Annotated in this window: 21 protein-coding genes, 1 rRNA gene, 1 pseudogene and 1 riboswitch; of the genes and pseudogenes, 14 read left to right on the plus strand and 9 right to left on the minus strand. The window is 71.2% G+C overall.

Annotation, left to right across the window (positions count from 1 at the left end; all coding sequences use genetic code 11):
• The 11 genes from rrf to ADK41_RS20795 all read left to right on the plus strand — a co-directional run.
• Positions 1–99 (plus strand): 5S ribosomal RNA (gene rrf / locus ADK41_RS20745); the annotation flags it as partial.
• A gap of 110 nt (positions 100–209) precedes the next feature.
• Positions 210–818 (plus strand): CDP-alcohol phosphatidyltransferase family protein, encoded by a 609-nt coding sequence (locus ADK41_RS20750; RefSeq protein ID WP_030833765.1) that lies wholly within the window; start codon positions 210–212, stop codon positions 816–818.
• 115 nt (positions 819–933) lie between these two features.
• The gene (locus tag ADK41_RS20755) at positions 934–3,429 is read left to right on the plus strand and encodes a mannose-1-phosphate guanyltransferase (RefSeq protein ID WP_030833762.1); all 2,496 of its coding nucleotides are present in this window, start codon (positions 934–936) and stop codon (positions 3,427–3,429) included.
• A 187-nt stretch (positions 3,430–3,616) separates the two neighbouring features.
• On the plus strand, positions 3,617–4,450 hold the full coding sequence (locus tag ADK41_RS20760; protein ID WP_030833759.1) for a DUF881 domain-containing protein: 834 nt from the start codon (positions 3,617–3,619) through the stop codon (positions 4,448–4,450).
• Positions 4,447–4,779 (plus strand): small basic family protein, encoded by a 333-nt coding sequence (locus ADK41_RS20765; RefSeq protein WP_003988855.1) that lies wholly within the window; start codon positions 4,447–4,449, stop codon positions 4,777–4,779. Before ADK41_RS20760 ends, ADK41_RS20765 begins: the two co-directional genes overlap by 4 nt.
• A gap of 5 nt (positions 4,780–4,784) precedes the next feature.
• A complete protein-coding gene (locus ADK41_RS20770; protein WP_037805065.1) occupies positions 4,785–5,696 on the plus strand; it encodes a DUF881 domain-containing protein in 912 nt (303 codons plus the stop codon).
• Positions 5,697–5,757: 61 nt separating this feature from the next.
• Positions 5,758–6,690 carry an FHA domain-containing protein gene (locus tag ADK41_RS39590; protein WP_078662125.1) on the plus strand — a complete coding sequence of 311 codons (933 nt, stop codon included), beginning with the start codon at positions 5,758–5,760 and terminating at the stop codon, positions 6,688–6,690.
• Between the two features lie 38 nt (positions 6,691–6,728).
• Positions 6,729–7,469 carry a transcriptional regulator FtsR gene (ftsR, locus tag ADK41_RS20780; protein WP_030833749.1) on the plus strand — a complete coding sequence of 247 codons (741 nt, stop codon included), beginning with the start codon at positions 6,729–6,731 and terminating at the stop codon, positions 7,467–7,469.
• 84 nt (positions 7,470–7,553) lie between these two features.
• The gene (locus tag ADK41_RS20785; protein ID WP_030833746.1) at positions 7,554–8,027 is read left to right on the plus strand and encodes a bifunctional nuclease family protein; all 474 of its coding nucleotides are present in this window, start codon (positions 7,554–7,556) and stop codon (positions 8,025–8,027) included.
• A gap of 193 nt (positions 8,028–8,220) precedes the next feature.
• Complete coding sequence (locus ADK41_RS20790; protein ID WP_106979565.1) at positions 8,221–8,904, plus strand: MerR family transcriptional regulator; 684 nt, start codon at positions 8,221–8,223, stop codon at positions 8,902–8,904.
• Positions 8,905–8,953: 49 nt separating this feature from the next.
• Entirely contained in the window at positions 8,954–10,420 is a 1,467-nt protein-coding gene (locus ADK41_RS20795) for a DNA polymerase IV (protein WP_078662123.1), read from the plus strand.
• Here ADK41_RS20795 and ADK41_RS20800 read toward each other — a convergent pair.
• Complete coding sequence (locus tag ADK41_RS20800; RefSeq protein WP_030833737.1) at positions 10,339–10,713, minus strand: PRC-barrel domain-containing protein; 375 nt, start codon at positions 10,711–10,713, stop codon at positions 10,339–10,341. The two genes, ADK41_RS20795 and ADK41_RS20800, sit on opposite strands and share 82 nt — an antisense overlap.
• 114 nt (positions 10,714–10,827) lie before the next feature.
• Positions 10,828–10,923: riboswitch (glycine riboswitch) on the plus strand.
• 173 nt (positions 10,924–11,096) lie between these two features.
• On the opposite strand from ADK41_RS20800, the gene gcvP reads away from it, so the two are divergent.
• Positions 11,097–13,982, plus strand: a complete 2,886-nt coding sequence (gene gcvP / locus ADK41_RS20805) for an aminomethyl-transferring glycine dehydrogenase (protein ID WP_030833734.1) — start codon at positions 11,097–11,099, stop codon at positions 13,980–13,982.
• Between the two features lie 55 nt (positions 13,983–14,037).
• Here gcvP and ADK41_RS20810 read toward each other — a convergent pair whose 3' ends face one another.
• The 7 genes and pseudogenes from ADK41_RS20810 to ADK41_RS20840 form a co-directional block, all read right to left on the minus strand.
• A complete protein-coding gene (locus ADK41_RS20810; RefSeq protein ID WP_037805063.1) occupies positions 14,038–15,129 on the minus strand; it encodes an ABC transporter ATP-binding protein in 1,092 nt (363 codons plus the stop codon).
• Positions 15,126–15,953: an ABC transporter permease gene (locus tag ADK41_RS20815; RefSeq protein WP_030833727.1), complete on the minus strand. Its 828-nt coding sequence runs from the start codon at positions 15,951–15,953 to the stop codon at positions 15,126–15,128. Before ADK41_RS20815 ends, ADK41_RS20810 begins: the two co-directional genes overlap by 4 nt.
• The gene (gene modA / locus ADK41_RS20820; protein ID WP_030833725.1) at positions 15,950–16,753 is read right to left on the minus strand and encodes a molybdate ABC transporter substrate-binding protein; all 804 of its coding nucleotides are present in this window, start codon (positions 16,751–16,753) and stop codon (positions 15,950–15,952) included. Before modA ends, ADK41_RS20815 begins: the two co-directional genes overlap by 4 nt.
• Before the next feature lie 165 nt (positions 16,754–16,918).
• Positions 16,919–17,314, minus strand: coding sequence for a TOBE domain-containing protein (locus tag ADK41_RS20825; protein WP_030833722.1), 396 nt, complete (start codon positions 17,312–17,314; stop codon positions 16,919–16,921).
• 43 nt (positions 17,315–17,357) lie between these two features.
• Positions 17,358–18,377: pseudogene (locus ADK41_RS20830) on the minus strand (substrate-binding domain-containing protein); the annotation flags it as partial.
• Positions 18,378–18,612: 235 nt separating this feature from the next.
• Entirely contained in the window at positions 18,613–18,813 is a 201-nt protein-coding gene (locus ADK41_RS20835) for a DUF5999 family protein (protein ID WP_030833720.1), read from the minus strand.
• A gap of 317 nt (positions 18,814–19,130) precedes the next feature.
• Positions 19,131–19,715, minus strand: coding sequence for a hypothetical protein (locus ADK41_RS20840; RefSeq protein WP_030833718.1), 585 nt, complete (start codon positions 19,713–19,715; stop codon positions 19,131–19,133).
• 562 nt (positions 19,716–20,277) lie between these two features.
• Here ADK41_RS20840 and ADK41_RS20845 point away from each other — a divergent pair.
• Together ADK41_RS20845 and ADK41_RS20850 are read left to right on the plus strand one after the other, a co-directional pair.
• Positions 20,278–21,795: a glutamate-cysteine ligase family protein gene (locus tag ADK41_RS20845; RefSeq protein WP_030833715.1), complete on the plus strand. Its 1,518-nt coding sequence runs from the start codon at positions 20,278–20,280 to the stop codon at positions 21,793–21,795.
• A gap of 92 nt (positions 21,796–21,887) precedes the next feature.
• Positions 21,888–22,688 carry a CPBP family intramembrane glutamic endopeptidase gene (locus ADK41_RS20850; protein ID WP_030833711.1) on the plus strand — a complete coding sequence of 267 codons (801 nt, stop codon included), beginning with the start codon at positions 21,888–21,890 and terminating at the stop codon, positions 22,686–22,688.
• Between the two features lie 54 nt (positions 22,689–22,742).
• Here the strand turns inward: ADK41_RS20850 and ADK41_RS20855 are convergent, their stop codons facing one another.
• The gene (locus ADK41_RS20855) at positions 22,743–23,552 is read right to left on the minus strand and encodes a PhzF family phenazine biosynthesis protein (RefSeq protein ID WP_030833708.1); all 810 of its coding nucleotides are present in this window, start codon (positions 23,550–23,552) and stop codon (positions 22,743–22,745) included.
• Between the last annotated feature and the right edge of the window lie 551 nt (positions 23,553–24,103).

Genomic DNA, 24,103 nt, shown 5'->3' on the forward strand with positions numbered 1-24,103 from the left:
GGGGAAACGCCCGGTTACATTCCGAACCCGGAAGCTAAGCCTTACAGCGCCGATGGTACTGCAGGGGGGACCCTGTGGGAGAGTAGGACGCCGCCGAACTCCTTTTAGAGCTCTGGCTCTTGGGCATACAGCCCGAGGGCCAGAGCTTTTTTGCGTTGAGGTAGGGTCGGGGGGCATCGTCGATACATTTCCCCACAGGAGGATCCCGGGTGGAGGTCCAGGAGACGCGGGTGCAGACAGACCGCGTCCTCACCATCCCGAACATGCTCAGCATGGCACGGCTCGTTGGCGTACCCCTGTTCCTGTGGCTCATCCTCAGGCCGGAGTTCGGGGGGCCGAAGAGCGACGGGTGGGCGCTCCTGGTGCTGGCCTTCAGCGGCGTCAGCGACTACCTGGACGGCAAACTGGCGCGGCGGTGGAACCAGATCAGTAGTCTCGGCCGGCTGCTCGACCCGGCCGCTGACCGGCTCTACATCCTCTCGACCCTCGTAGGACTCACCTGGCGTGAGATCCTGCCGCTTTGGCTGACAGCCGTTCTGCTGGCGCGTGAGCTGGTTCTCCTGGTCATGGTGGGCATCCTCCGGCGGCACGGCTATCCGCCGCCGCAGGTGAACTTCCTGGGGAAGGCCGCCACCTTCAACCTGATGTACGCCTTCCCACTGCTCCTGCTCAGTGACGGAAGTGGTTGGATCTCGTCACTCGCTGCTATTTTCGGCTGGGCGTTCGCAGGATGGGGTACAACTCTGTATTGGTGGGCAGGAGTGCTTTACGTGGTCCAAGTCCGCCGTCTGGTTCGTGCGGACGCTGTGGCCGATTGAACTCGCTGATCAGCACGCGCATCGTGGCGCGGCGGCCCGCACTGTAAAAGTGCCGGCCAGTCCTGGCGGGTGAAGTCGGCCAGACCGTCGTCTCTTCGAGGAGGACGCTTCCGACATGAAGGCCGTCGTGATGGCCGGGGGTGAAGGCACCCGCCTTCGCCCCATGACCTCAAGCATGCCCAAGCCGCTCCTGCCGGTGGCCAATAGGCCGATCATGGAGCATGTTCTGCGGTTGCTCAAAAAGCATGGGCTCAACGAAACCGTTGTGACCGTCCAGTTCCTTGCGTCGCTCGTCAAGAACTACTTCGGTGATGGCGAGGAGCTCGGAATGGAGCTCACCTATGCCAATGAGGAGAAGCCACTCGGTACCGCCGGGAGCGTGAAGAACGCCGAGGAGGCGCTGAAGGACGACGCCTTCCTCGTCATCTCCGGCGATGCCCTCACCGACTTCGACCTCACCGAGCTGATCAATTTTCACAAGGAAAAGGGCGCTCTGGTCACGGTCTGTCTGACCCGCGTCCCCAACCCGCTGGAATTCGGCATCACCATCGTGGACGAGGAAGGCAAGGTCGAGCGCTTCCTCGAGAAGCCGACCTGGGGGCAGGTCTTCTCCGACACGGTGAACACCGGTATCTACGTCATGGAGCCCGAGGTCTTCGACTACGTCGACCCCGATGTGCCCGTCGACTGGTCCGGTGACGTCTTCCCGCAGCTGATGAAGGAAGGCAAGCCCGTCTACGGCTATGTCGCGGAGGGCTACTGGGAGGACGTGGGCACGCACGAGAGCTATGTGAAGGCGCAGGCCGACGTCCTGGAGGGCAAGGTCGACGTCGACATCGACGGCTTCGAGATCTCCCCGGGCGTGTGGGTCGCCGAAGGAGCCGAAGTTCACCCCGACGCCGTACTGCGCGGGCCCCTCTACATCGGCGACTATGCCAAGGTCGAGGCCGGTGCGGAGATCCGCGAACACACGGTCGTGGGGTCCAACGTCGTCGTGAAGAGCGGTGCCTTCCTGCACAAGGCCGTCGTCCACGACAACGTGTACGTCGGCCCGCACAGCAATCTGCGGGGCTGTGTCGTCGGCAAGAACACCGACATCATGCGCGCAGCGCGGATCGAGGACGGCGCCGTCATCGGTGACGAGTGCCTGGTCGGTGAAGAATCGATCGTCCAGGGCAATGTGCGGGTCTATCCGTTCAAGACCATCGAGGCGGGTGCGTTCGTCAACACCTCGGTGATCTGGGAGTCCCGGGGACAGGCGCATCTCTTCGGGGCCCGGGGCGTGTCCGGCATTCTGAACGTCGAGATCACACCGGAACTCGCGGTGCGGTTGGCCGGCGCGTACGCGACGACGCTGAAGAAGGGCTCGACCGTCACCACGGCCCGAGACCACTCCCGTGGTGCCCGTGCGCTGAAGCGAGCGGTCATCTCCGCGCTGCAGGCCAGTGCCATCGACGTACGGGACCTGGAGAACGTGCCGCTGCCCGTGGCGCGGCAGCAGACCGCGCGGGGCAGCGCGGGCGGCATCATGATCCGGACCACGCCCGGAGTGCCGGACTCCGTCGACATCATGTTCTTCGACGGACAGGGCGCCGACCTCTCCCAGGGCAGCCAGCGGAAGCTGGACCGGGTGTTCGCGCGGCAGGAGTACCGGCGCGCGTTCCCCGGGGAGATCGGGGATCTGCACTTCCCGGCCAGTGTCTTCGACTCGTACACGGGATCGTTGCTGCGGAACGTCGACATCACCGGCATCGCGGAGTCCGGCCTCAAGGTGGTCGTCGACGCCTCCAACGGCAGCGCCGGCCTGGTGCTGCCGAGCCTCCTCGGCAAGCTGGGCGTCGACTCGCTGACCATCAACCCCGGCCTCGACGAGTCCAGGCCGACCGAGACGGCCGACATGCGGCGCTCGGGGCTGGTCCGGCTCGGGGAGATCGTGGCGTCCTCCGGCGCCGCCTTCGGCGTACGGTTCGACCCCGTCGGCGAGCGGCTGTCCCTGGTCGACGAGAAGGGGCGGATCATCGAGGACGACCGGTCGCTGCTCGTGATGCTCGACCTCATCGCCTCCGAGCGGCGCAGCGGCCGGGTGGCGCTCCCGGTGACCACCACCAGGATCGCCGAGCAGGTCGCGGCCTACCACGGCACGCAGGTCGAGTGGACCACCACCTCGCCCGACGACCTCACGCGCGTGGGCGGTGAGGAAGGGACGATCTTCGGCGGCGACGGCAAGGGCGGCTTCATCGTCCCGGAGTTCAGCAGCGTCTACGACGGCACCGCGGCCTTCGTACGGCTCATCGGGCTGGTGGCGCGCACCCAGCTCACGCTGAGCCAGATCGACGCGCGCATCCCGCGGGCGCACGTGCTCAAGCGGGACCTGGCGACCCCGTGGGCCGTCAAGGGCCTGGTGATGCGAAGGGTCGTGGAGGCGGCCGGAGACCGGTTTGTGGACACCACCGACGGCGTGCGCGTGGTGGAGACCGACGGCCGCTGGGTGATGGTGCTGCCCGATCCGGCCGAGGCGGTCACCCACCTGTGGGCGGAGGGCCCCGACGACGCCTCCGCGCAGGCCCTGCTCGACGAGTGGTCGGCGGTCGTGGACAGCGCGGGTCGGTGAGCGGCCGACGCGGGCGGTAAAACGAGCGGTACGCGTGCGTGCCGGACAAGTGTCCCCAACGGGGCCTGTCCGGCACGCCGGTAGGTCCGTTCGGAGGTAGGGGCCGCGGCGTGCGACGATGTGCGGCATGCCGCAGCAACCCCCCGTTCGGAGCACACCCGCGCGGCCCGTTCGCCCGGACGCCTCCATGTCGTTGATCACCAACGTCATGGACCACAGCCTCGACGACGGATACGCCGAGGCTGCCGCGCGGCGGAAGGCCGACGGAGACGGCGGCATGCCGAAGACGCTCAGGGCGAAGCTGGGGCTGGCAGGCGGCCTGGTCCTCGCCGCTCTGATCGTGACCGTCGGCGCCGCACAGGCCCGGGTCGCGGCCCCGGTGGTGGCCAAGGAGCGCGAGGAGCTGATCGACCGGATCGATCAGGAGACCGAGGCCGCGGACAAACTCGAGGACAGCGTCGATGAGCTGCGCGCCGATGTGAGCGCACGGCAGCGCGACGCGCTCCGGGACAGCGGAGGCGACGGGTCCACGCTGGTGGGCATCCTGTCCGGCGCCGTCGCGGTGCACGGGCCCGGGGTGCGGCTCGTGGTGAACGACGCCAAGGACGCGAGCGCGGGCGGGGACGGCGACGCCCGGTCGACCTCCGGGTTCTCCGACACCGGGCGGGTGCGCGACCGTGACATGCAGCGTGTGGTCAACGGTCTGTGGGAGTCCGGAGCCGAGGCCGTCTCCATCAACGGGCAGCGGCTGACCGCCCTGTCGGCGATCAGGGCCGCGGGAGACGCGATACTGGTCGACAACAGGCCGCTGGTGCCGCCGTACACGGTGCTCGCGGTGGGGGACGGCGGAGAGCTGAGCGAGCGGTTCCAGAACAGCGCGGACGGGCTGTATCTGCATGCGCTGCAGGAGAACTACGGCATCCGGACGGCCATCTCCGTGGAGGACGACGTCCGGCTGCCCGCCGCACCGAGTGTGATCGTACGTACCGCACAGCCGATAACCGAGAAGGGCACATCGTGATCGCCGTACTGGGCCTCGTCGTGGGAGTCGTGGCCGGACTGTTGGTCCGGCCCGAGGTTCCGGCGGTCGTCGAGCCTTACCTGCCGATCGCCGTCGTCGCGGCGCTCGACGCCGTGTTCGGAGGGCTGCGGGCGATGCTCGACGGCATCTTCGACGACAAGGTCTTCGTGGTGTCGTTCCTGTCGAACGTCGTCGTCGCCGCCCTGATCGTGTTCCTCGGCGACAAGCTCGGCGTGGGGGCCCAGCTGTCGACGGGCGTCGTGGTGGTCCTCGGCATCCGCATCTTCTCCAACGCCGCGGCGATCCGCCGGCATGTGTTCCGGGCGTGAGGCCGATGAACGAGCACGAGCACCACGAGACGACACGCCCGGCGGTGTCCCCGCCGAGGTCCGCTCCGGACGCCTCGCCCGCGGCCGGCCTGCGCAGGGAACTGCCCGCCGAGGTACCCGCCGAGGCACCAGCCGGGACGCCCATGAGGGCGCCCGCACCCGCGGAGGAGGAGGTTCCTGAGCCTCCGCCCGGTCTGACCGGCCGGCAGCGGCTGGTGAAGGGGCTGTGGCCGCCGCGGGTGACCCGGGCCCAACTCATCGTCGCCCTGTTGCTGTTCGGCCTCGGTTTCGGTCTGGCCGTCCAGGTGGCGTCGAACAGCGACGGCGACAGCGCGCTGCGCGGGGCACGTCAGGAAGATCTTGTGCGCATCCTCGATGAACTGGATGACCGCACAGAGCGTCTTGAGGACGAGAAGCAGGGACTCGAGAAGCAGCGCGACGAGCTGGAGAACAGCTCCGACCAGGCCGAAGAGGCCCGTAAGCAGACGATCGAGAAGGAAAGGCAACTCGGAGTGCTGGCGGGCACCGTGGCCGCGCAGGGGCCCGGGATCACGATGATCATCGAGGACGCGAAGGGGACGGTCGAGGCGGACATGCTGCTGGACGCCGTCCAGGAGCTGCGTGCGGCCGGCGCCGAGGCGATCCAGGTGAACGGCGTGCGGGTGGTGGCGGGCACCTACCTGACGGACTCCGGGAACGGCGTCGGCGTGGACGGGAACAAGATCACCGCACCCTATCGTTTCAAGGTCATCGGCAAGCCGCAGGACCTCGAGCCGGCGCTCAACATTCCCGGAGGCGTGGTGCAGACTCTCGAAAAGGAACAGGCCACCGTTACCGTGGAGCGGTCGACCAAGATCGTCGTGGATGCCTTGCGGGCGGTGAAGCGGCCTGACTACGCTCGGTCGTCATCCCAGTGAACCGGGGGTGCATGGGGGGTGTTCGGCAAGGGCATGAGGTTGCGGGGGGTCGGCGCACTGAATGGGTGGTGCGTGGTGGAAACTGTCTGGCGGAGGCGGACGTTGTGAAGATGTCCGGGTCGGCCAATGTGTTCAGTCAGGGTTCGTCCTGCCCCACGGGCGGGTCTGTTTCGGTCAAGGGGAATCGCCCGTGAAGTTGTTTGCGAAGTTGTTCGGCAAGAGCGCGCGGCGAGAGGGCAGCGACAACGCGACCGCTCGTCATCGCGCACAGCCTGAGGCGGAAGGTCAGCGCCCGCTGTACCGGGACCAGGTGGGTCAGGGCGCGTCGTCCGTTGACCCCGCGCAGCCGGGCGGCATAGGTTTCGGGCAACCGTCGACCTCAGGTACGGGTGGAGGGTTCTCCGACCCGTACGCGTCCCACGCCCCTGGGGGGCAGCCGCGGCAGGAGGATCCGTCCATGTCGGCCCTGGTGTGTACGAGGTGCGGTAACCGCAACGCGGAGAACAGCCGCTTCTGCTCCAACTGCGGCGCGCCGCTGAGGCCCGGGGTCACCCCGGAGCGCCCCTCGGAGACGACGTCCACGATCTCGATCTCCGGTCTGGAGGCCTACGACGCCGAGGCCACCGGTCAGACGCCGACGCCGACGCTCTCTCCCGAGGCGCAGGCGGCCGTCGACGCGCTGCCGATGGGTTCCGCCCTCCTGGTCGTGCGCCGCGGGCCGAACTCGGGCAGCCGCTTCCTGCTGGACGGCGACCTGACCACGGCCGGGCGTCACCCGCAGAGCGACATCTTCCTGGACGACGTGACGGTCTCCCGTCGGCACGTGGAGTTCCGGCGCGCCCCGGACGGCTCCTTCACGGTGGCCGACGTGGGCAGTCTGAACGGCACGTACGTCAACCGGGAGCGGATCGACCAGGTCGACCTGTCCAACGGCGACGAGGTGCAGATCGGCAAGTACCGGCTGGTCTTCTACGCGAGCCAGCGGGGCTACTGACCTCCCCGGATCCGTCCGGGGGACTCCAGGGAAGGTTCATGGTTCAGACACCGAGCGGCGGTGCCGGCAACGGCGCCGCTGCCGCGGGCACCGGACTGATGAGCATCGGCGCGGTGCTGAACATGCTGCGCGAGGAGTTCCCCGAGGTCACCATCTCCAAGATCCGCTTCCTGGAGTCGGAAGGGCTGGTCGAGCCGCAGCGGACTCCGTCGGGGTACCGCAAGTTCAGCGCCGGGGACGTCGAGCGCCTCGGCCATGTGCTGCGCATGCAGCGCGACCACTACCTGCCGCTCAAGGTGATCCGTGAGCACCTTGACGCCATGGAGCGCGGCGAGGCCGTCCAGCTGCCGGTGCTGGGCCGTCCGGGGGACGGGGACACCGGTCAGGAGCCCGTCGTCGAGGGGCCCACGGCGGCGCGTATCGGGCGCGGCCGGCTGCTGGCGGCTGCAGGCATCGACGAGCGGACGCTCGTCGAGTGGGAGTCGTACGGGCTGCTGGCCCCGGTCGAGGACGGCATGTACGACGCCGAGTCGGTCACCGTCGCCGGGCTCATCGCCGAGCTGGGGCGGTTCGGGATCGAGCCGCGTCATCTGAGGGCGATGAAGGCCGCCGCCGACCGTGAGGCCGGTCTGGTGGACCAGGTCGTCGCCCCGCTGAAGCGCCACCGCAACCCGCAGACCAGGGCCCACGCCCAGGCGCGCACGAAGGAGCTGGCGGGGCTCACGGTGAAGCTGCACGCGGCGCTGGTGCAGGCGGCGCTCGGGATACGGCTGCCCTGAGACGGAGCGGTGCGGGTGCCCGGATCGGCCACCTGTTCCCTGCCCGACTACCCAAACGTCCCGGGCACGGCCTAGGGTTGCTGTGTGAACGAGCTCGATGTCGTAGGTGTCCGGGTCGAGATGCCCTCCAACCAACCGATCGTGCTGTTGCGTGAAGTGGGCGGCGACCGCTACCTCCCCATCTGGATCGGACCGGGGGAGGCGACGGCCATCGCCTTCGCCCAGCAGGGCATGGCACCCGCACGGCCGCTGACCCACGACCTGTTCAAGGACGTGCTGGAAGCCGTCGGGCAGGAGCTCACGGAAGTGCGCATCACCGATCTGCGTGAGGGCGTCTTCTACGCGGAGCTGGTGTTCGCCAGCGGTGTCGAGGTGAGTGCCCGCCCCTCCGACGCCATAGCGCTGGCCCTGCGGACGGGTACGCCGATCTACGGCAGTGACACGGTGCTCGACGACGCCGGGATCGCCATCCCGGACGAGCAGGAGGACGAGGTGGAGAAGTTCCGCGAGTTCCTCGACCAGATCTCGCCGGAGGACTTCGGGAGCAGTAACCAGTGAGGGCGGTCGGTGGTCGCCGTTCGGGTCGGCCGCCGGTCTCGTGCCGGAGGCATTCGGCTAGCCTTTCCCCACGGTGAGGCACGAGAAACCACTCTTAGGGTGATTATCACTCGGCGTGCCGAGTGTGGCGATCGTTGACGCACCCTTGGTGACTGCCTACCTTCGAGGAGGCAGGTCAAGGACGGAGGTCGGCGTGAGAAGCAGCGGCGACGGTACGGCTGGGGGTGCTCCCGGACGTGGTTTCGGGACGAGCGGACCGTACCCTCCCCAGAGCTCCCGGCTCCGTCCGAACGGGGGGCATCCCGTGCACGACGGCGCGATCGACCACGTTCCGCAGCGACCGACGGCTGTGCCGAGCAGCGGAGGGGCGACGTCCATGGCGTCCGAGCAGATCGGCTACCGGGGGCCCACGGCCTGTGCCGCCGCCGGTATCACCTACCGACAGCTCGACTACTGGGCCCGTACGGGCCTGGTCGAGCCGAGCGTGCGGCCGGCCCACGGATCGGGCACGCAGCGGCTGTACAGCTTCCGCGACGTCGTCGTACTGAAGATCGTCAAGAGGTTCCTGGACACGGGCGTCTCCCTGCAGAACATCCGCACGGCGGTCCAGCACCTGCGTGAGCGCGGCTTCAGCGACCTGGAGCGCATGACGCTGATGAGCGACGGCGCGACGGTCTACGAGTGCACCTCGCCCGACGAGGTCCACGCCCTGCTCCAGGGCGGCCAGGGCGTCTTCGGCATCGCCGTGGGCGTGGTGTGGCAGGACGTGGAGAGCGCGCTGTCCCAGTTGCACGGCGAGCGGGTCGACACGGGGGAGACCCTGGTCGGGCACAACCCGATGGACGAACTGGCGCGGCGGCGGAACAAGGCCGTCTGAGACCGTCCGGGGACGGCCGTTGTCAGTGGCGTAGGGCAGCATCAAGGACGTGAGATCCGCGCCCACGATCCTGCATCTCGACATGGACGCCTTCTTCGCCTCGGTGGAGCAGGCGTCCAAGCCGAGCCTGCGCGGCAAGGCGGTCGTCGTGGGCGGGCTCGGGCCGCGGGGCGTGGTGGCCACCGCCTCGTACGAGGCACGGATCTTCGGCGTCCACTCGGCGATGCCCATGGCGCAGGCCCGGCGGCGTGCGCCGAACGCCGCGTACCTGGTGCCGAGGTTCGCTCTCTACCGGTCGATCAGCGAGCAGGTGATGGGGTTGCTGAGGGCTCTGTCACCGTTGGTGGAGCCGTTGAGCCTGGACGAGGCGTTCGTGGACCTGGAAGCCGGCGGCGCGGCCCGGGACGAGCGGTCGGCGCGGCTGGCCGGGGCGAAGCTGCGCGCGGACATACGGGCGGTCACGGGGCTCACCGGGTCGGTGGGACTCGCGGCCTCCAAGATGCTGGCGAAGATCGCCTCGGAGCAGGCGAAGCCGGACGGACTGGTGCTGATCGAGCCGGGCACGGAGCGGGCCCTGCTGGGACCGCTGTCGGTCCGCACCCTGCCGGGCGTGGGGCCGGCGACCGGTGACCATCTGCGGCGGGCGGGGATCCACACGGTCGACGAGCTCGCCGAGGCCGGGGAGGACGAACTCGTACGGCTGCTGGGCAAGGCCCACGGGCACGCGCTGTTCGCGATGGCGCTGGCCCGGGACGAGCGGCCCGTGGTGGCCGAGCGGGAGGCCAAGTCGGTGTCGGTCGAGGACACGTACGACGTGGACATCCACGACCGGACGCGGGTCGGTACGGAGGTGCGGCGGCTCGCGGAGCGGTGTGTGCGCAGACTGCGGGCAGCGGGGCTGTCGGGGCGGACCATCGTGCTGAAGGTGCGCCGGTACGACTTCTCCACCCTCACCCGGTCCGAGACGCTGCGGGGCCCCACGGACGATCCGGTGGTGGTGCGGGAGGCGGCCGCGCGGCTGCTGGACTCGGTCGACACGACGGGCGGGGTGCGGTTGCTGGGCGTCGGGGTCAGCGGACTGGCCGACTACACGCAGGAGGACCTGTTCGCCCAGGCGGGCGGGCACGCGGACGACCTTCCGCACGAGGAGGCCGAGACCGCGTCCGCGCCGGAGCCGGAGACGCCCGCCGAGCGGCGCTGGTCGGCCGGACAGGACGTACGCCACACCGTGCACGGGCACGGATGGGTGCAGGGCAGCGGGCTGGGCCGGGTCACGGTGCGCTTCGAGACACCCGGCTCGGAGCCGGGCCGGGTGAAGACCTTCCGGGTCGACGACCCGGCTCTGGAACCGGCGGAACCGCTGCCGCTGGTGCCCCTGAGACCCGGGGAGGACGAGGGTGCGGGAGCCGGCGGAGGGCCGGTGGGCGGGGCGGATCAGGCAGGCTTGTCGTTCCCGGCGAGTTTGCCGAAGTCGCGGTCCGGGAGGGGAGGAGGAGCGGCGAGGTCCAGGCCGTAGTGGTGGTAGAGCTGGAGTTCCTGCTCGGGGGAGAGGTGGCGGCCCACGCCGAAGTCGGGGGCGTCCTTGATGAGGGCGCGTTCGAAGGGGACGTGGAGGGCGCCGTCGATGAGGTCGCTGGGTTCCAGGGGGACGAAGGCGTCCCTGCTGAACAGGCCGGTGCGTATCGCCGCCCACTCCGGTACGCCGGTGGCGTCGTCGAGGTAGACCTCGTCGATCGTGCCGATCCGGTTTCCGTTGCGGTCGAACGCCTTGCGGCCGATCAGGTGGCGCGGATCGATGTCGGTCTGCACGGGCCCTCCACTGGTCGCAAACTCATCCGTAAGCACCACAAAACGGCACAATCCGCTGGACGGCCACTCGAAGGTACCGGCGCGGTGCTCGCTGGTACGCTGGCAAACGGCTGCTGACCCCGTGCGGGAGAGCCCTCCGGACACCATCGGGGGCGCCGAAGGAGCAAATCCTCCCCGGAATCTCTCAGGCACACGTACCGCACGGACGAGGTCACTCTGGAAAGCAGAGCGGGTGTCGACGGCTTCCGCTCTCACCGACGGTGAAAACCGGACGCCTTCGGGCCGTCCGGTGAAACTCTCAGGTTGAGATGACAGAGGGGGAGGCCGTCCGGGTACCCGCGCCGTGGTGCCCTCGAAGGTCGTCGGACCAGGAGGCCTCCTCAATGACCGCCCCTCGCACTCCGCTCTCCGAGCTCGAACGGGGAATCCCCTTCGAGCAGCGCCACATCGGCCCCGACCACGAGGCCCGGGCCAAGATGCTCGCCCAGGTCGGTTACGGCTCGCTGGACGAGCTGACGGCCGCCGCGGTGCCGGATGTGATCAAGAACGCCGACGCGCTGGACCTGCCGGGGGCCCGGAGCGAGGCCGAGGTGCTGGCCGAACTGCGTACGCTGGCCGACCGCAACGAGGTGCTCGGCTCGATGATCGGGCTCGGGTACTACGGCACCTTCACCCCGCCCGTCATCCTGCGCAACGTGATGGAGAACCCCGCCTGGTACACGGCCTACACGCCGTATCAGCCGGAGATCTCCCAGGGCCGGCTCGAGGCGCTGCTGAACTTCCAGACCGTGGTCGCGGAGCTCACCGGGCTGCCGACCTCCGGCGCCTCCCTGCTCGACGAGGGCACCGCCGCCGCCGAGGCGATGGCGCTGTCGCGGCGCATGGGCAGGAACAAGAAGGGCCTGTTCCTGGTCGACGCGGACGCGCTGCCGCAGACGATCGCGGTGATCGAGACCCGTGCCGAGCCGACCGGCGTCGAGGTGGTCGTCGCCGACCTGAGCGAGGGCATCCCCGCCGAGGTGGCCGAGCGCGAGATCAACGGCGTACTGATCCAGTACCCGGGCGCCTCCGGTGCCGTACGTGACATCAAGCCGCTGATCGACCAGGCGCACGGGCTCGGCGCGCTCGTCACCGTCGCCGCCGACCTGCTCGCCCTCACCCTGCTGAAGTCGCCCGGTGAGCTGGGCGCGGACATCGCGGTCGGCACCACGCAGCGCTTCGGTGTGCCGATGGGCTTCGGCGGGCCGCACGCCGGTTACATGGCCGTGCAGGAGAAGATGGCGCGCAGCCTGCCCGGACGGCTCGTCGGCGTCTCCGTCGACGCCGACGGACACAAGGCCTACCGCCTCGCGCTCCAGACCCGTGAGCAGCACATCCGCCGCGAGAAGGCCACCAGCAACATCTGCACCGCCCAGGTGCTGCTCGCCGTCATGGCCGGGATGTACGCCGTCTACCACGGCCCGGAGGGGCTGCGGCTGATCGCCCGGCGCGTTCACCGGTACGCCACCGTCCTCGCCGAGGGGCTGCGGTCCGGCGGGGCCGAGATCGTGCACGGCTCCTACTTCGACACGCTGACCGTGCGGGCCGCCGGGCGGGCCGCCGAGGTCGTCGCCGCCGCCCGCGACAACGGCGTCAACCTGCGTCTCGTCGACGCCGACCACGTCTCCATCGCCTGCGACGAGACCACCACCCGGTCGCAGCTGGCCGCCGTGTGGAGCGCCTTCGGCGTCGAGGGCGACATCGAGGTCCTGGACGCGGCCGCGCGGGACACGCTGCCGGACGCCCTGCTGCGCAACGACGAGTACCTGACCCACCCCGTCTTCCAGCAGCACCGCTCCGAGACCGCGATGCTGCGCTACCTGCGCCGGCTCTCCGACCGCGACTACGCGCTGGACCGCGGCATGATCCCGCTGGGCTCCTGCACCATGAAGCTCAACGCGACCACCGAGATGGAGCCGGTCACCTGGCCCGAGTTCGGGCAGCTGCACCCCTTCGCGCCCGCCGAGCAGGCGCAGGGCTACCTCACGCTCATCCACGAGCTGGAGGAACGCCTCGCCGAGGTCACCGGCTACGACAAGGTCTCCCTCCAGCCCAACGCCGGCTCCCAGGGCGAGCTGGCCGGTCTGCTCGCCGTGCGCGGCTACCACCGGGCACGCGGCGACGAACAGCGCACCGTCTGCCTGATCCCGTCCTCCGCGCACGGCACCAACGCCGCCAGCGCCGTGATGGCCGGGATGAAGGTCGTCGTCGTCAAGACGTCCGACGACGGCGAGATCGACGTCGCGGACCTGCGGGCGAAGATCGGGCAGTACCGCGACGAGCTGGCGGTGCTGATGATCACCTACCCCTCGACGCACGGCGTGTTCGAGGAGCACGTCGCCGACATCTGTGCCGAGGTGCACGAGGCCGGCGGCCAGGTGTACGTGGACGGCGCCAACCTCAACGCGCTGGTGGGTCTGGCCAAGCCCGGGCACTTCGGCGGCGACGTCTCGCACCTGAACCTGCACAAGACCTTCTGCATCCCGCACGGCGGCGGCGGCCCCGGTGTCGGCCCGGTCGGCGTACGGGCGCATCTGGCGCCGTACCTGCCGAACCACCCGCTCCAGCCCGAGGCGGGCCCGGAGACGGGCGTCGGGCCGATCTCGGCGGCGCCGTGGGGCTCGGCGGGCATCCTGCCGATCTCGTGGGCGTACGTCCGCCTCATGGGCGGCGAGGGACTGAAGCGGGCCACACAGGTGGCCGTGCTCAGCGCCAACTACATCGCCAAGCGCCTGGAGCCGCACTACCCGGTGCTCTACACCGGTCCCGGCGGCCTGGTCGCGCACGAGTGCATCATCGACCTGCGCCCGCTGACCAAGGCGACCGGCGTCAGCGTGGACGACGTGGCCAAGCGGCTGATCGACTACGGCTTCCACGCGCCGACGATGTCGTTCCCGGTGGCCGGCACGCTGATGATCGAGCCCACCGAGTCCGAGGACCTGACCGAACTCGACCGGTTCTGCGAGGCGATGATCGCGATCCGCGCGGAGATCGAGAAGGTCGGCTCCGGCGAGTGGCCCGCGGACGACAACCCGCTCCGCAACGCCCCGCACACCGCCGCCGCGCTCGGCGGGGAGTGGGAGCACGCGTACGGCCGTGAGGCGGCCGTGTTCCCGGCCGGGGTGAGCGCCGCCGACAAGTACTGGCCGCCGGTGCGCCGCATCGACCAGGCCTTCGGCGACCGGAACCTGGTCTGCTCCTGCCCGCCGCTGGACGCGTACGAGGACTGACCCATGACGAAGGGCCTCGCTCCGACGCCGGAGCGAGGCCCTTCGTCACGGGCCGCTAGGCCGGGTAGGCGTGCGTCTGCGTCGCTTTGACCGCCGCCCAGGCCGGGGCGCCCGGACGCAGGTCGAGTTCGGCCGCGGCGACCGCGGTGAGGTCGGCGGCTAGGGCGAGTTCGCCGGTGAGCTCCGCGCGGATCCGGTTCCCGTGGGTCTCGAGACCGGCGACCTCGCAGCGCCAGAGGTTGCGGGCGCTGGAGCCCGCCGGCCGCTCCCGGTACAGGGTGACGGCGTCGGGCGGGAACGCCACGAAGGCGGGCCCGGAGAGGTCCTCCGTGGTGCTGACGGCGGGGCCCGCGTCGAGCCGCACCGTGTGGCCCTCGGCCTGTCCGCGGTACAGGTTGAGGCCGACCAACTGGGCGATGTACTCGGTGCGCGGGTGGCGGGCGATGTCGGAGGGCGTGCCCTCCTGCACGATCCGGCCCCGCTCCACGACGACCAGACGGTCGGCGAGCACCATGGCGTCCAGCGGGTCGTGCGTGACCAGGACGGCGACGGCCTCGAACGCGGCCAGATGGCGGCGGAGCCGCGCGCGCACCTCCAGCCGGGTGCGGGCGTCCAGGGCGGCGAGCGGTTCGTCCAGGAGCAGCAGCCGGGGGTGGGTGGCCAGGGCACGGGCGAGGGCCACGCGCTGGGACTGGCCGCCGGACAGCCGCCGGGGCTTGGCGTCCGCGTGTTCGGCCAGGCCCATGCGGTCGAGCCACTCGGCGGCCCGGGCGCGTGCCTCCGTCCTGCCGGCGCCACGGCAGCGCGGCCCGAAGGCCACGTTGTCGAGCGCGGTCAGGTGCGGGAAGAGCAGGTAGTCCTGGAAGACGACACCCACCGGACGCGACTCCGGCGGTGTGCGGCGCAGGTCCACGCCGTCCAGCCGCAGATGCCCGGTGCTGAGCGGGGTGAGGCCCGCGAGGGCGCGCAGGGCGGTGGTCTTGCCGGCCCCGTTCGGGCCCAGCAGGGCGACGACGTCACCGGGTGCGGCGGCCAGCGCGACGTCCAGGTGGAAGGAGCCGCGGTCCACGACGAGCCGCGCGTCCAGGCCCTCGGCGGCGCCGGCCGGGTCGGGCACATGCTCGGAGTCCTTCTCGATGCCGGTCACGAGGCGGTCATCCAGCGGTCGCGGAGCCCGGCCAGTACGGCGATGGACACCGCCAGCAGGACCAGGCTGAGGGCGATGGCGGCGGCCGGGTCGTTCTGCAGGGCGAGGTAGACCGCGAGCGGCATGGTCTGGGTGCGGCCGGGGAAGCTGCCGGCGAAGGTGATCGTCGCGCCGAACTCCCCGAGTGCCCGCGCCCAGGCCAGTACCGCGCCGGCCGCGATGCCGGGAGCGATCAGCGGCAGCGTGACCCGGCGGAACGCGGTGGAGCGGGAGGCGCCCAGGGTGGCGGCCGCCTCCTCGTAGCGCGGGTCGGCGGCCCGTAGCGTGCCCTCGACGCTGATGACGAGGAACGGCATCGCCACGAACGTCTCGGCGAGGACGACGCCCGTGGTGGTGAAGGGCAGGGTGACGCCGAACCACGCGTCCAGCCACTGGCCGACGACGCCGTTGCGGCCCAGGGCGAGCAGCAGGGCGACACCGCCCACCACCGGGGGCAGCACCAGCGGGAGCGTCACCAGGGCGCGCACCAGGCCGCGGCCGGGGAAGTCCGTGCGGGCCAGCAACCAGGCCAGCGGGACGCCGGCGACCAGGCTCAGCGCGGTCGCCGTCGTGGCGCAGAGCAGCGACAGGCGCAGTGCGTCCCACACCTCGGGGCTGGTGAGCTGCTCGGGAAGGCTGCGCCAGGGGGCGCGGAGGAGCAGGGCGATAAGGGGCACCAGGAGGAACGCCAGGCCCAGGAGGGCGGGCACGAGGAGGGCGAGGGGGACACCGCGGCCGGGGGCGCGCAGACGTGCCTTCCGGGGGGCTTCCCGGCCGGTGGTCATGGCGTCAGGAACCCCGCCCGGCCCAGTACCTCCTGGCCCTCGGGAGACTTCACCAGTGCCACGAACGCCTTCGCCGCCGACGGATTGGGGGCGTTCTCGAGCCGGGCGATCGGATAGTCGTTGACGGCCTCGGCGGACTCCGGGAATTCCACGCCCTCCACCTTGTCACCGGCCGCCTTCACATCCGTGCGGTACACGACGGCGGCGTCGGCCTCCTTCAGCTCGACCTTCGTCAGGGCGCTCTTGACGTCCTGCTCGTACGAGACCGGTTCCAGCTCGACCCCGCCTGCGGCGAGGGCGGTCCGGGCGGCGGCTCCGCAGGGCGCCGTCCTGTCGCACAGGACGACCTTGAGGCCGGACGCGGTCAGGTCATCGAGGGAGTCGATCGCGTGCGGGTTGCCCGGCACGGTGGCGATCTCCAGCCGGTTGCGGACGAACGTGCTCGGGCTGCCCGCCGTGCGTCCCTCGTCCGTGACGAGCTTCATCGTCCTGGCGCTGGCCGCCGCGAAGACGTCGGCCGGCGCACCGTTGTTGACGCCGGCCGCCAGGCCGTCGCTGCCGCCGAAGCTGAAGGCGACCTCGGTCCCCGGGTGCTCCTCCTCGAAGCGCTCGCCCAGCGTCGTGAAGCTCTCCTTCAGCGAGGCGGCCGCGAAGACGGTGACCGTGCCGGTGACGCCCTGCCCGCCGGACTCCGCGGACGCCGACGCGCCCGGGCCGGACGCGGAGCAGGCGCTCAGTGCCAGTACGGCGGCGGCTGCCCCGGCGCCGGCGATCCGACGGGTCCGATGCGAACGGGTCATGGCGGAGCACTCCCTCCGTGGGCCGGTGGAAGAGCCCGCGAAGCCCTCCCGATGCGCCGATCATACTGGCGCATTCACCAGCCTTTTACCGTCTTTCCCCGCGCATGAGCCAGGAAAATTGGCCAGAAGGCGCGCATGTGCGTTCACTCGGGTGCGTTGTGGCCGTCAGGTGCGGTCGATATGGACGTTCGTCGACTTCACGCGAGCCGTGGCCTCCACGCCGACCTCCAGCCCCAGCTCCTCGACGGCCTCCCGGGTGAGCAGCGAGACGAGACGGTGCGGGCCGGCCTGGATCTCCACCTGGGCGGCGACGTCACCGAGCTTGATCGCGGTCACGATGCCGGGGAAGGCGTTGCGGGCGGAGGTGTACGGGGCGCCCTCCTCGACGGCGCCGGCCCTGGCGAGTTCGACGGAGAACGCCGCCAGGTCCCGTCCGTCGACGAGCCGGCGTCCGCCGTCGTCGCGGTGGGTGGTGAGACGTCCCGCGTCCGCCCAGCGGCGGGCGGTGTCCGGGCTCACGCCGAGCAGCCGCGCTGCCTGGCCGATCGTGTAGGACTGCATGCCGGTCACGATAGGCCGTACCGGAGGCGCGTCGGCCCCGCCCGGCGGGAGCCGCCGTGCTCGCCCGGACGACGAGGTCCGTGCCCAGTTCCACGCGGGGGAGTCCGGCTGTTCGTCGAGGGTGGGACGCGGCACCGCGCGGACGACGAGTCCGCCCATGTCGGCCAGGGGCCGGCGGACGGTGGTCGGCGGCGGCGCGGCCCAGCGGACTTTCGGGAGGTCGTCGAAGCCGACCACGCTCATGTCCTCCGGGACCCCGACCCCCCGGCCGCGCGGCGCCCCGATCGCCCCGGCGCCATCCGGTCGCCGGCCGCGAACACCGCGGTCGGCGGCTTCGGCGGGTCCAGCAGGACGTTGCGGCCCGCGAAGCCGGACTCCGGCTCGAAGTCGCCGGGCACCGTGGGCGACGCGTCGGGCGTGACGCCCGAGCCTTCGAGCGCCGCGCGGTGGCCGTCTGCCGTGCGCGGGAGCAGAGCAGCCGCGGCGGCCCGGCGGTCACGCCGCTCCTGCGGTGCCCCAGGGCGAGCGGATGCCCGGTCGCGGCCGGACCGCCCGACCGGTCGGCGGCGCCGGTGGTCGGTACGTCCAGGCCGGGAGAGTCCGCCGGGTCCACGGCCATCAGCGGCACCCCCGGGATGTGCGACTCGTCGAGCGGCGTGGGCTCCAGCGCCGAGGTCACGAGGATGACGCCGTCGGACGCGCGGGCCCGCAGGTTGCGCATCCACTCCCGGGCGTCACCGGAGCGCCCGTGGATCGCCGACGCCGCCGTGCCCGCCCCGGCGCCGTGGGCGACCTCCTCGACACCGCGGAGGATCTCCACGGCCCAGGGGTTGCCGAGGTCGTCGAAGACGAGGTCGATCAGGGCCGCGCGGGAGGGGGAGGAGGCGGGGCGCCTGCGGCAGCCGTGACGGCGCAGCAGGTCCTCGACCCGGGCGCGGGTCCGCGAGGAGACGTCGGAGCGGCCGTTGACCACGCGGGAGACGGCCGCCACGGAGACGCCGGCCCGCCGGGCGATCTCCGTGATCGTGACTCCGCCCCCGGCGCCGGCCTCCTGCGCTGCCACGTGCCCCACCTCCGTGACGAAACCCGCGGAACCTCCAGGGTCTCCCGGAAAGCGGGCGCCCGGGGGAAGGCGTCGCGGCGCGGACTCCTGCCGGAGGGCCGCCCGGTCACTCCTCCCACGTGCCCGACCACGGTGGGTGACGCACCCCGGACACGCGTCGGGGCCGGCGCGCGGGAAGTCCTGCGTCCGGCCCCTCCTCGTCTCCCGGGCGGGCCCCGTTTCCGCCCGGTCGTGCTCAGGCGGTGGTCAGGCTGGCGTCCCGGGGGCGCTGCGGGGCGATGACCCTGCCGTCGGGCAGGAGTTCACCGGTGTCCTCGAAGAACACGACACCGTTGCACAGCAGGCTCCAGCCCTGCTCCGGGTGGTGCGCCACGAGACGGGCGGATTCCCGGTCGGCGGAGTCGGCTGAGGGGCACGGTGGCTGGTGCTGGCACATGGGTGGGATCTCTCGCTCTGTGGTGACCTGTGAGTCGGCTGTCGTCTCAGTTCCGCGGCGTGAAGCTTCGTTCATGGCCGCCCCCCCGTTGTGATGAGTCGGTCGGAAACCAGTGTTGCCCCATGGGCGAGGATCCGCAGGGATTTCGCGGCACCGCTCCTCACAGGTTGAGGACGCGTCACCCACGCGGACGGTTCATCTCAACTGCACTGTCACTTCGGGTGGTTCACCGTGGCCGGATGGGGCTAGTCCTCCCCTGGGAACAGCATGTGCCCCGCCGCGTCGAAGGGCCGGGCGGCGGGGCACGCGGTGTCTTCTCAGGCGGATGAACCGAGCAGGCGGGTCGGTGCCACCCGGTGCGTCAGGACCGGGAGCAGGTCGGTGAACCGGTGCGGGCGGTGGGCCGCGATGCCGGGCGGCGCCGGGGCGAGCGGGACGAGCAGATCGGTGGCGCCCGGGTGGCCGGTGGCGCCGTCCGCGGTGGGGTCGCCGTGCAGCCAGAGCGTCAGCATGTAGAGGCCCGGCACCGAGAGCAGCCGGGGCTGGTACGGCTGCGTCATGGCGTCGGCCTGGCGCAGCGCGAGTTCGGTGGAGGTGATGTAGGGGCCTTCGAAGAAGCGGGAGAACGTCCAGCCGTCGGCGGTGAGCACGGTGTCCGCGGCGGCCACCGCGCGGTCGCCGGTGCGGATCAGGAAGCGCCAGCCGGTCAGCCGGGTCGTGGTCCCGCTGTCGGGGGTGGTCCGGTCCAGGACGTGCACGGGAAGGGGCAGCTCGGGCGAGGCGGGCCCCTGGGCGACGAGCAGGGAGGGAGTTCGGGCTTCGCGGACCGCGGTCGGCGACGAGAGCGCGGTCAGGACGGAACGCAGTGCGGGCGCGGGAGCCGGGGGGACATGCAGGGGCATGGTGGGTCGCCTCTCATTCGAAGGCACAGTGGCGCGAGGGCGGGGCGTGGCGGGGCGGACGGCGCTGTCAGCTCGCGAAGGTCAGAGAGGCAGGGGCCGGGGGCCGAGTCCGGGGAACGGGGGCGAGGAGTGCCGCACGCCGCCTCCCGGCTGGATCACTCGAGCCGTGGGCGCCAACCTTCTGCCTTGTGCGCAAAGTTTATACGACACGTGTTCAGACTGTGTTTCGACTAGCTGTTTCCGACCGGCGGAACAAGGGTACTTCTGGCCGGTGGAATGCGAAAATCATCCCGATTTCAGGTGGGGCGCACGGCGATGACCTCGGAAAATGGCCGCGAAGTGGTCGGCCAATTCTCGTCGGCGTTTTTCACGAGTTCGCAACCGACCCGTAAGTCGCCTTCTGCGCCATGCCCCGTGAATGTGCCACTGGTCACATCGACCAGACTAGCGGTCGATGGCGCCCTCCGGGGCGTTATCGATCGCATCGACGGGGCATCCTTGCCTGTGGACCGGGACCCCGGCGGACGATCTTCGGTCCGCCTGCGCGAGGAAGGACGCTTCGATGGGCGAGAAGGTCGTGGCGGGTCAGTTCGACCTGTCCGATCGCCAGCGCTATCGCGAGAAGCTCGGCAGTTGTCTGACGGGCTTGGAGCGACTCCTGGCGGAGAAGCGGTTCGACCGCCCCAAGAACTTCATGGGGCTGGAGATCGAATTGAATCTCGCGGGTGCCGACGGCATGCCGAGAATGTTGAATGCGCAAGTCCTCGAACGGATCGCCAGCAGGGACTTCCAGACGGAACTCGCCATGTTCAATCTGGAAGTGAACATCGCCCCTCACCGATTGGACGGGCGGGTATTCGACCGGCTCGACGAGGAACTGCGCACTTCGCTCGCGTACGCCGACCGTAAAGCCGGCGAGGTGGACGCGGGGATCGTGATGATCGGCATCCTGCCGACGTTGGACCGGGACGACCTGGTCTCCTCGAACCTTTCCGACGTCGACCGCTACGCATTGCTCAACGAACAGATCGTGGCCGCGCGCGGCGAGGACTTCACCCTCGACATCGACGGCGTCGAGCGCCTCAGCTGCACCTCCAAATCCATCGCCCCGGAGGCCGCCTGCACCTCGGTGCAACTGCACCTCCAGGTCACCCCGGAGCGCTTCGCCAGTGTGTGGAACGCGGCCCAGGCCGTCGCCGCCGCCCAGATCGCCATCGGCGCCAACTCGCCGTTCCTGTTCGGCCGCGAACTGTGGCGCGAGTCCCGGCCCCCGCTGTTCCAGCAGTCCACCGACACCCGCCCGCCCGAGCTCCAGGCCCAGGGAGTACGGCCGCGCACCTGGTTCGGGGAGCGCTGGGTGACCTCGGCGTTCGACCTGTTCGAGGAGAACCTGCGCTACTACCCGGCCCTGCTGCCCATCTGCGACGACGAGGACCCGCTCGAGGTGCTGGACCGGGGGGGAGTCCCCACGCTCGCCGAACTCGTCCTGCACAACGGCACCGTCTACCGCTGGAACCGCCCCGTCTACGGCATCGCCGACGGCGTCCCCCACCTGCGCGTGGAGAACCGCGTACTGCCCGCCGGTCCCACCGTCACCGACGTCGTCGCCAACGCGGCCTTCTACTACGGCGTGGTCCGCGCCCTCGCCGAGGAGAGCCGGCCGGTGTGGACCCGGCTGCCGTTCGAGGCGGCGGCCGCCAACTTCGACGCCGCCTGCAAGGACGGCATCGACGCCCGCCTCACCTGGCCCCGGCGCGGCCGCCTCGGCGGTCTGGGCGAGGTGGACGCGGTCACCCTCGTACGGGACGAACTGCTGCCGCTCGCCGAGGCCGGGCTGGACGCGTGGGGGATCGAGCCCGCCGACCGCGACCGGTACCTCGGGGTGATCGAGGAGCGGTGCCGGCGGAGGGTGAACGGCGCGACCTGGCAGGCAGCGACCTTCCACCGGGCCCTCGAGCTGGGCCTCGGCCGGGAGGCCGCCCTGGCCGCCACCACCCTCCGCTACCGGGAGCTGATGCAGCAGGGCGATCCGGTGCACAGCTGGCCGGTGGGACTGCCGGAGCCGGTGCCGACGGCCTGAGACCCCAACGGCCCGCCCCCGCACGGCCCCCGGCCGGGCGTGCGGCCGCTGCCCTCATACTGATCGGACCGATCGGTGATGTGGAGGCAGGTGTGCAGGCGGAGGCGGGCCCGGTGGCCGATTCGTATCCTGAGCGGAGGCCCTCGCGGACGACGCTCCGCGACGAGACACTGCTGGTGCTCGCGCTGTCGCTCGGCGCGAGCGGGGTGTCGGCCCTGATCAGCTTCGTCGGCTCGGTCACCGAACCCGGTGGCCTGAAGGACCAGGCGGCCACCCTCAACGCCTCGGCGGCGCCGGGCCGCCCCTGGCTGGACCTGGCCTGGCAGCTCTTCGGGATCACCACGGCGCTCGTCCCCGTCGCGCTGGTCGCGCACTTCCTGCTGCGCGAGGGCGCGGGGCTGCGCGCCCTCGGCTTCGACCGCACCCGGCCCTGGTCCGACCTCGGCCGCGGAGCGGCGGTCGCGGCGGTCATCGGCAGCAGCGGCATCGCCTTCTACCTGGCCGCGCGCGGCTTCGGGTTCAACCTCACCGTGGTGCCGGAGGCGCTGCCCGAGGTGTGGTGGAAGTACCCCGTGCTGATCCTCTCGGCGCTGCAGAACTCGATCGTCGAGGAGGTCATCGTCCTCGCCTACCTGCTGCGCCGGCTCGACCGGCTGGGCTGGTCCCCGGGCGCCGCGATGGCGGGCAGTTCGGTGCTGCGCGGCTCGTACCACCTCTACCAGGGCATCGGCGGCTTCATCGGGAACATGGTGATGGGCGTGGTGTTCGTGTACCTCTACCGGCGCTGGGGGCGCGTCGGGCCGCTGGTGGTCGCGCACACGCTGCTCGACATCGGCGCGTTCGTGGGATACGCGCTGCTGGCCGGCAAGGTGGACTGGCTGCCGACGGCGTGAGACGACGGCACGGGGGCGTACGGCCGTGCCGTACGCCCCCGTGCCGCACCGGGATCAGACCAGCAGGTCGCCCTCGATGACCGTCACGGCCCGTCCGCTCAGCAGGGTGCGCTCGCCGCGTACCTCGGTGCGGACGCGGCCGGAGCGCGGTGAGGCCTGCAGGCCGGTGAGGCCGGAGCGACCGAGGCGCTCGGACCAGTAGGGGGCCAGAGCGGTGTGCGCGCTGCCGGTGACCGGGTCCTCGTCGATGCCGACGTTCGGGAAGAAGCAGCGGGAGACGAAGTCGTAGCCGAGAGCGGGGTTCTCGGCCCGGGCGGTGGCGATGATGCCGCGCTCGGAGTAGGAGGCCAGGACCTTGAGCTCGGGCCGCAGGGCGTGGACGGTCCGCTCGTCGGCGACCTCGACGAGCAGGTCACCTATGTTCGGGCCGGTGTCGAACGCCGTGAGCGGCCGGGCGCCCAGCGCCTCGGCGACGCCCTCGGGAACGTCGACCGCGGTGAGCGGGGCGGTGGGGAAGTCCAGGGTGACGGAGCCGTCCTCGCCGGGCGTGGCGATGAGGACGCCGCTGCGGGTGGCGAACCGCACCGGGCCCCGGTGCGCGCCGGTGGTGTGCAGGACGTGCGCGGTGGCCAGCGTCGCGTGGCCGCACATCGCGACCTCGGTGGCGGGGGTGAACCAGCGCAGCGCCCAGTCGGCCTCGCCGCCCGCCGGGAGCGGGTGGGCGAAGGCCGTCTCGGCGTGATTGACCTCCAGGGCGACGTTCTGCAGCCAGGGGTCGTCCGGGAAGGCGTCAAGCAGCAGCACTCCGGCGGGGTTGCCGGCGAAGGGCCGGTCGGTGAAGGCGTCGACGATTCGAATCCGCATGACCTGACCGTACGGGCGGTGCGAAGCCGCGGGCCAAGGCCAATACGCGGGTGGTGGCCCGGTAGCCGGGGCCGCCGGTGGCCCGTCCCGGCGAAGAGCGCGCGAAGACATCGACGGCAGGCCGGGACCCCGAGGGTCCGTGATCAGCCGTGGGCGCCGAAGCCGCTGCGGCCGAGTGCCGGCCGGGTCCGGCTGCGCCGCTTTGTGCCCGGCCGGCGCCCGCCCGGGAACCGGCCGTCCCGGTCCCGGCGCCACACTGTGATCATCGCCGACGCGAGGATCCGGCACGCGCGGGGCGTCCCGATCGACATCCGAGCGGTGCGCGCCGACTTCTTCAAAAGCGCGGCCGGGGCCGAATGCGACGGGCCCGCGGCGACACGTCCCGAGGTCCATGAACAGCGGCCCGTCCTCCGTGGCGAGCAGGTCGCCCGGAGCGCGGCCGCGGTCCGCCGCGAGGTGCCGGGCCTGCCCGTCCCGGTCCGTGGAGTGCGGCGCCGGGACGTCAGCTCGCGCAGGCCCGGCGTGCAGCCGCTCAGGGCGTGGCCGACTGG

The sequence above is a fragment of the Streptomyces caelestis genome (genome assembly GCF_001279005.1).
Lineage (GTDB): Bacteria > Actinomycetota > Actinomycetes > Streptomycetales > Streptomycetaceae > Streptomyces > Streptomyces heliomycini.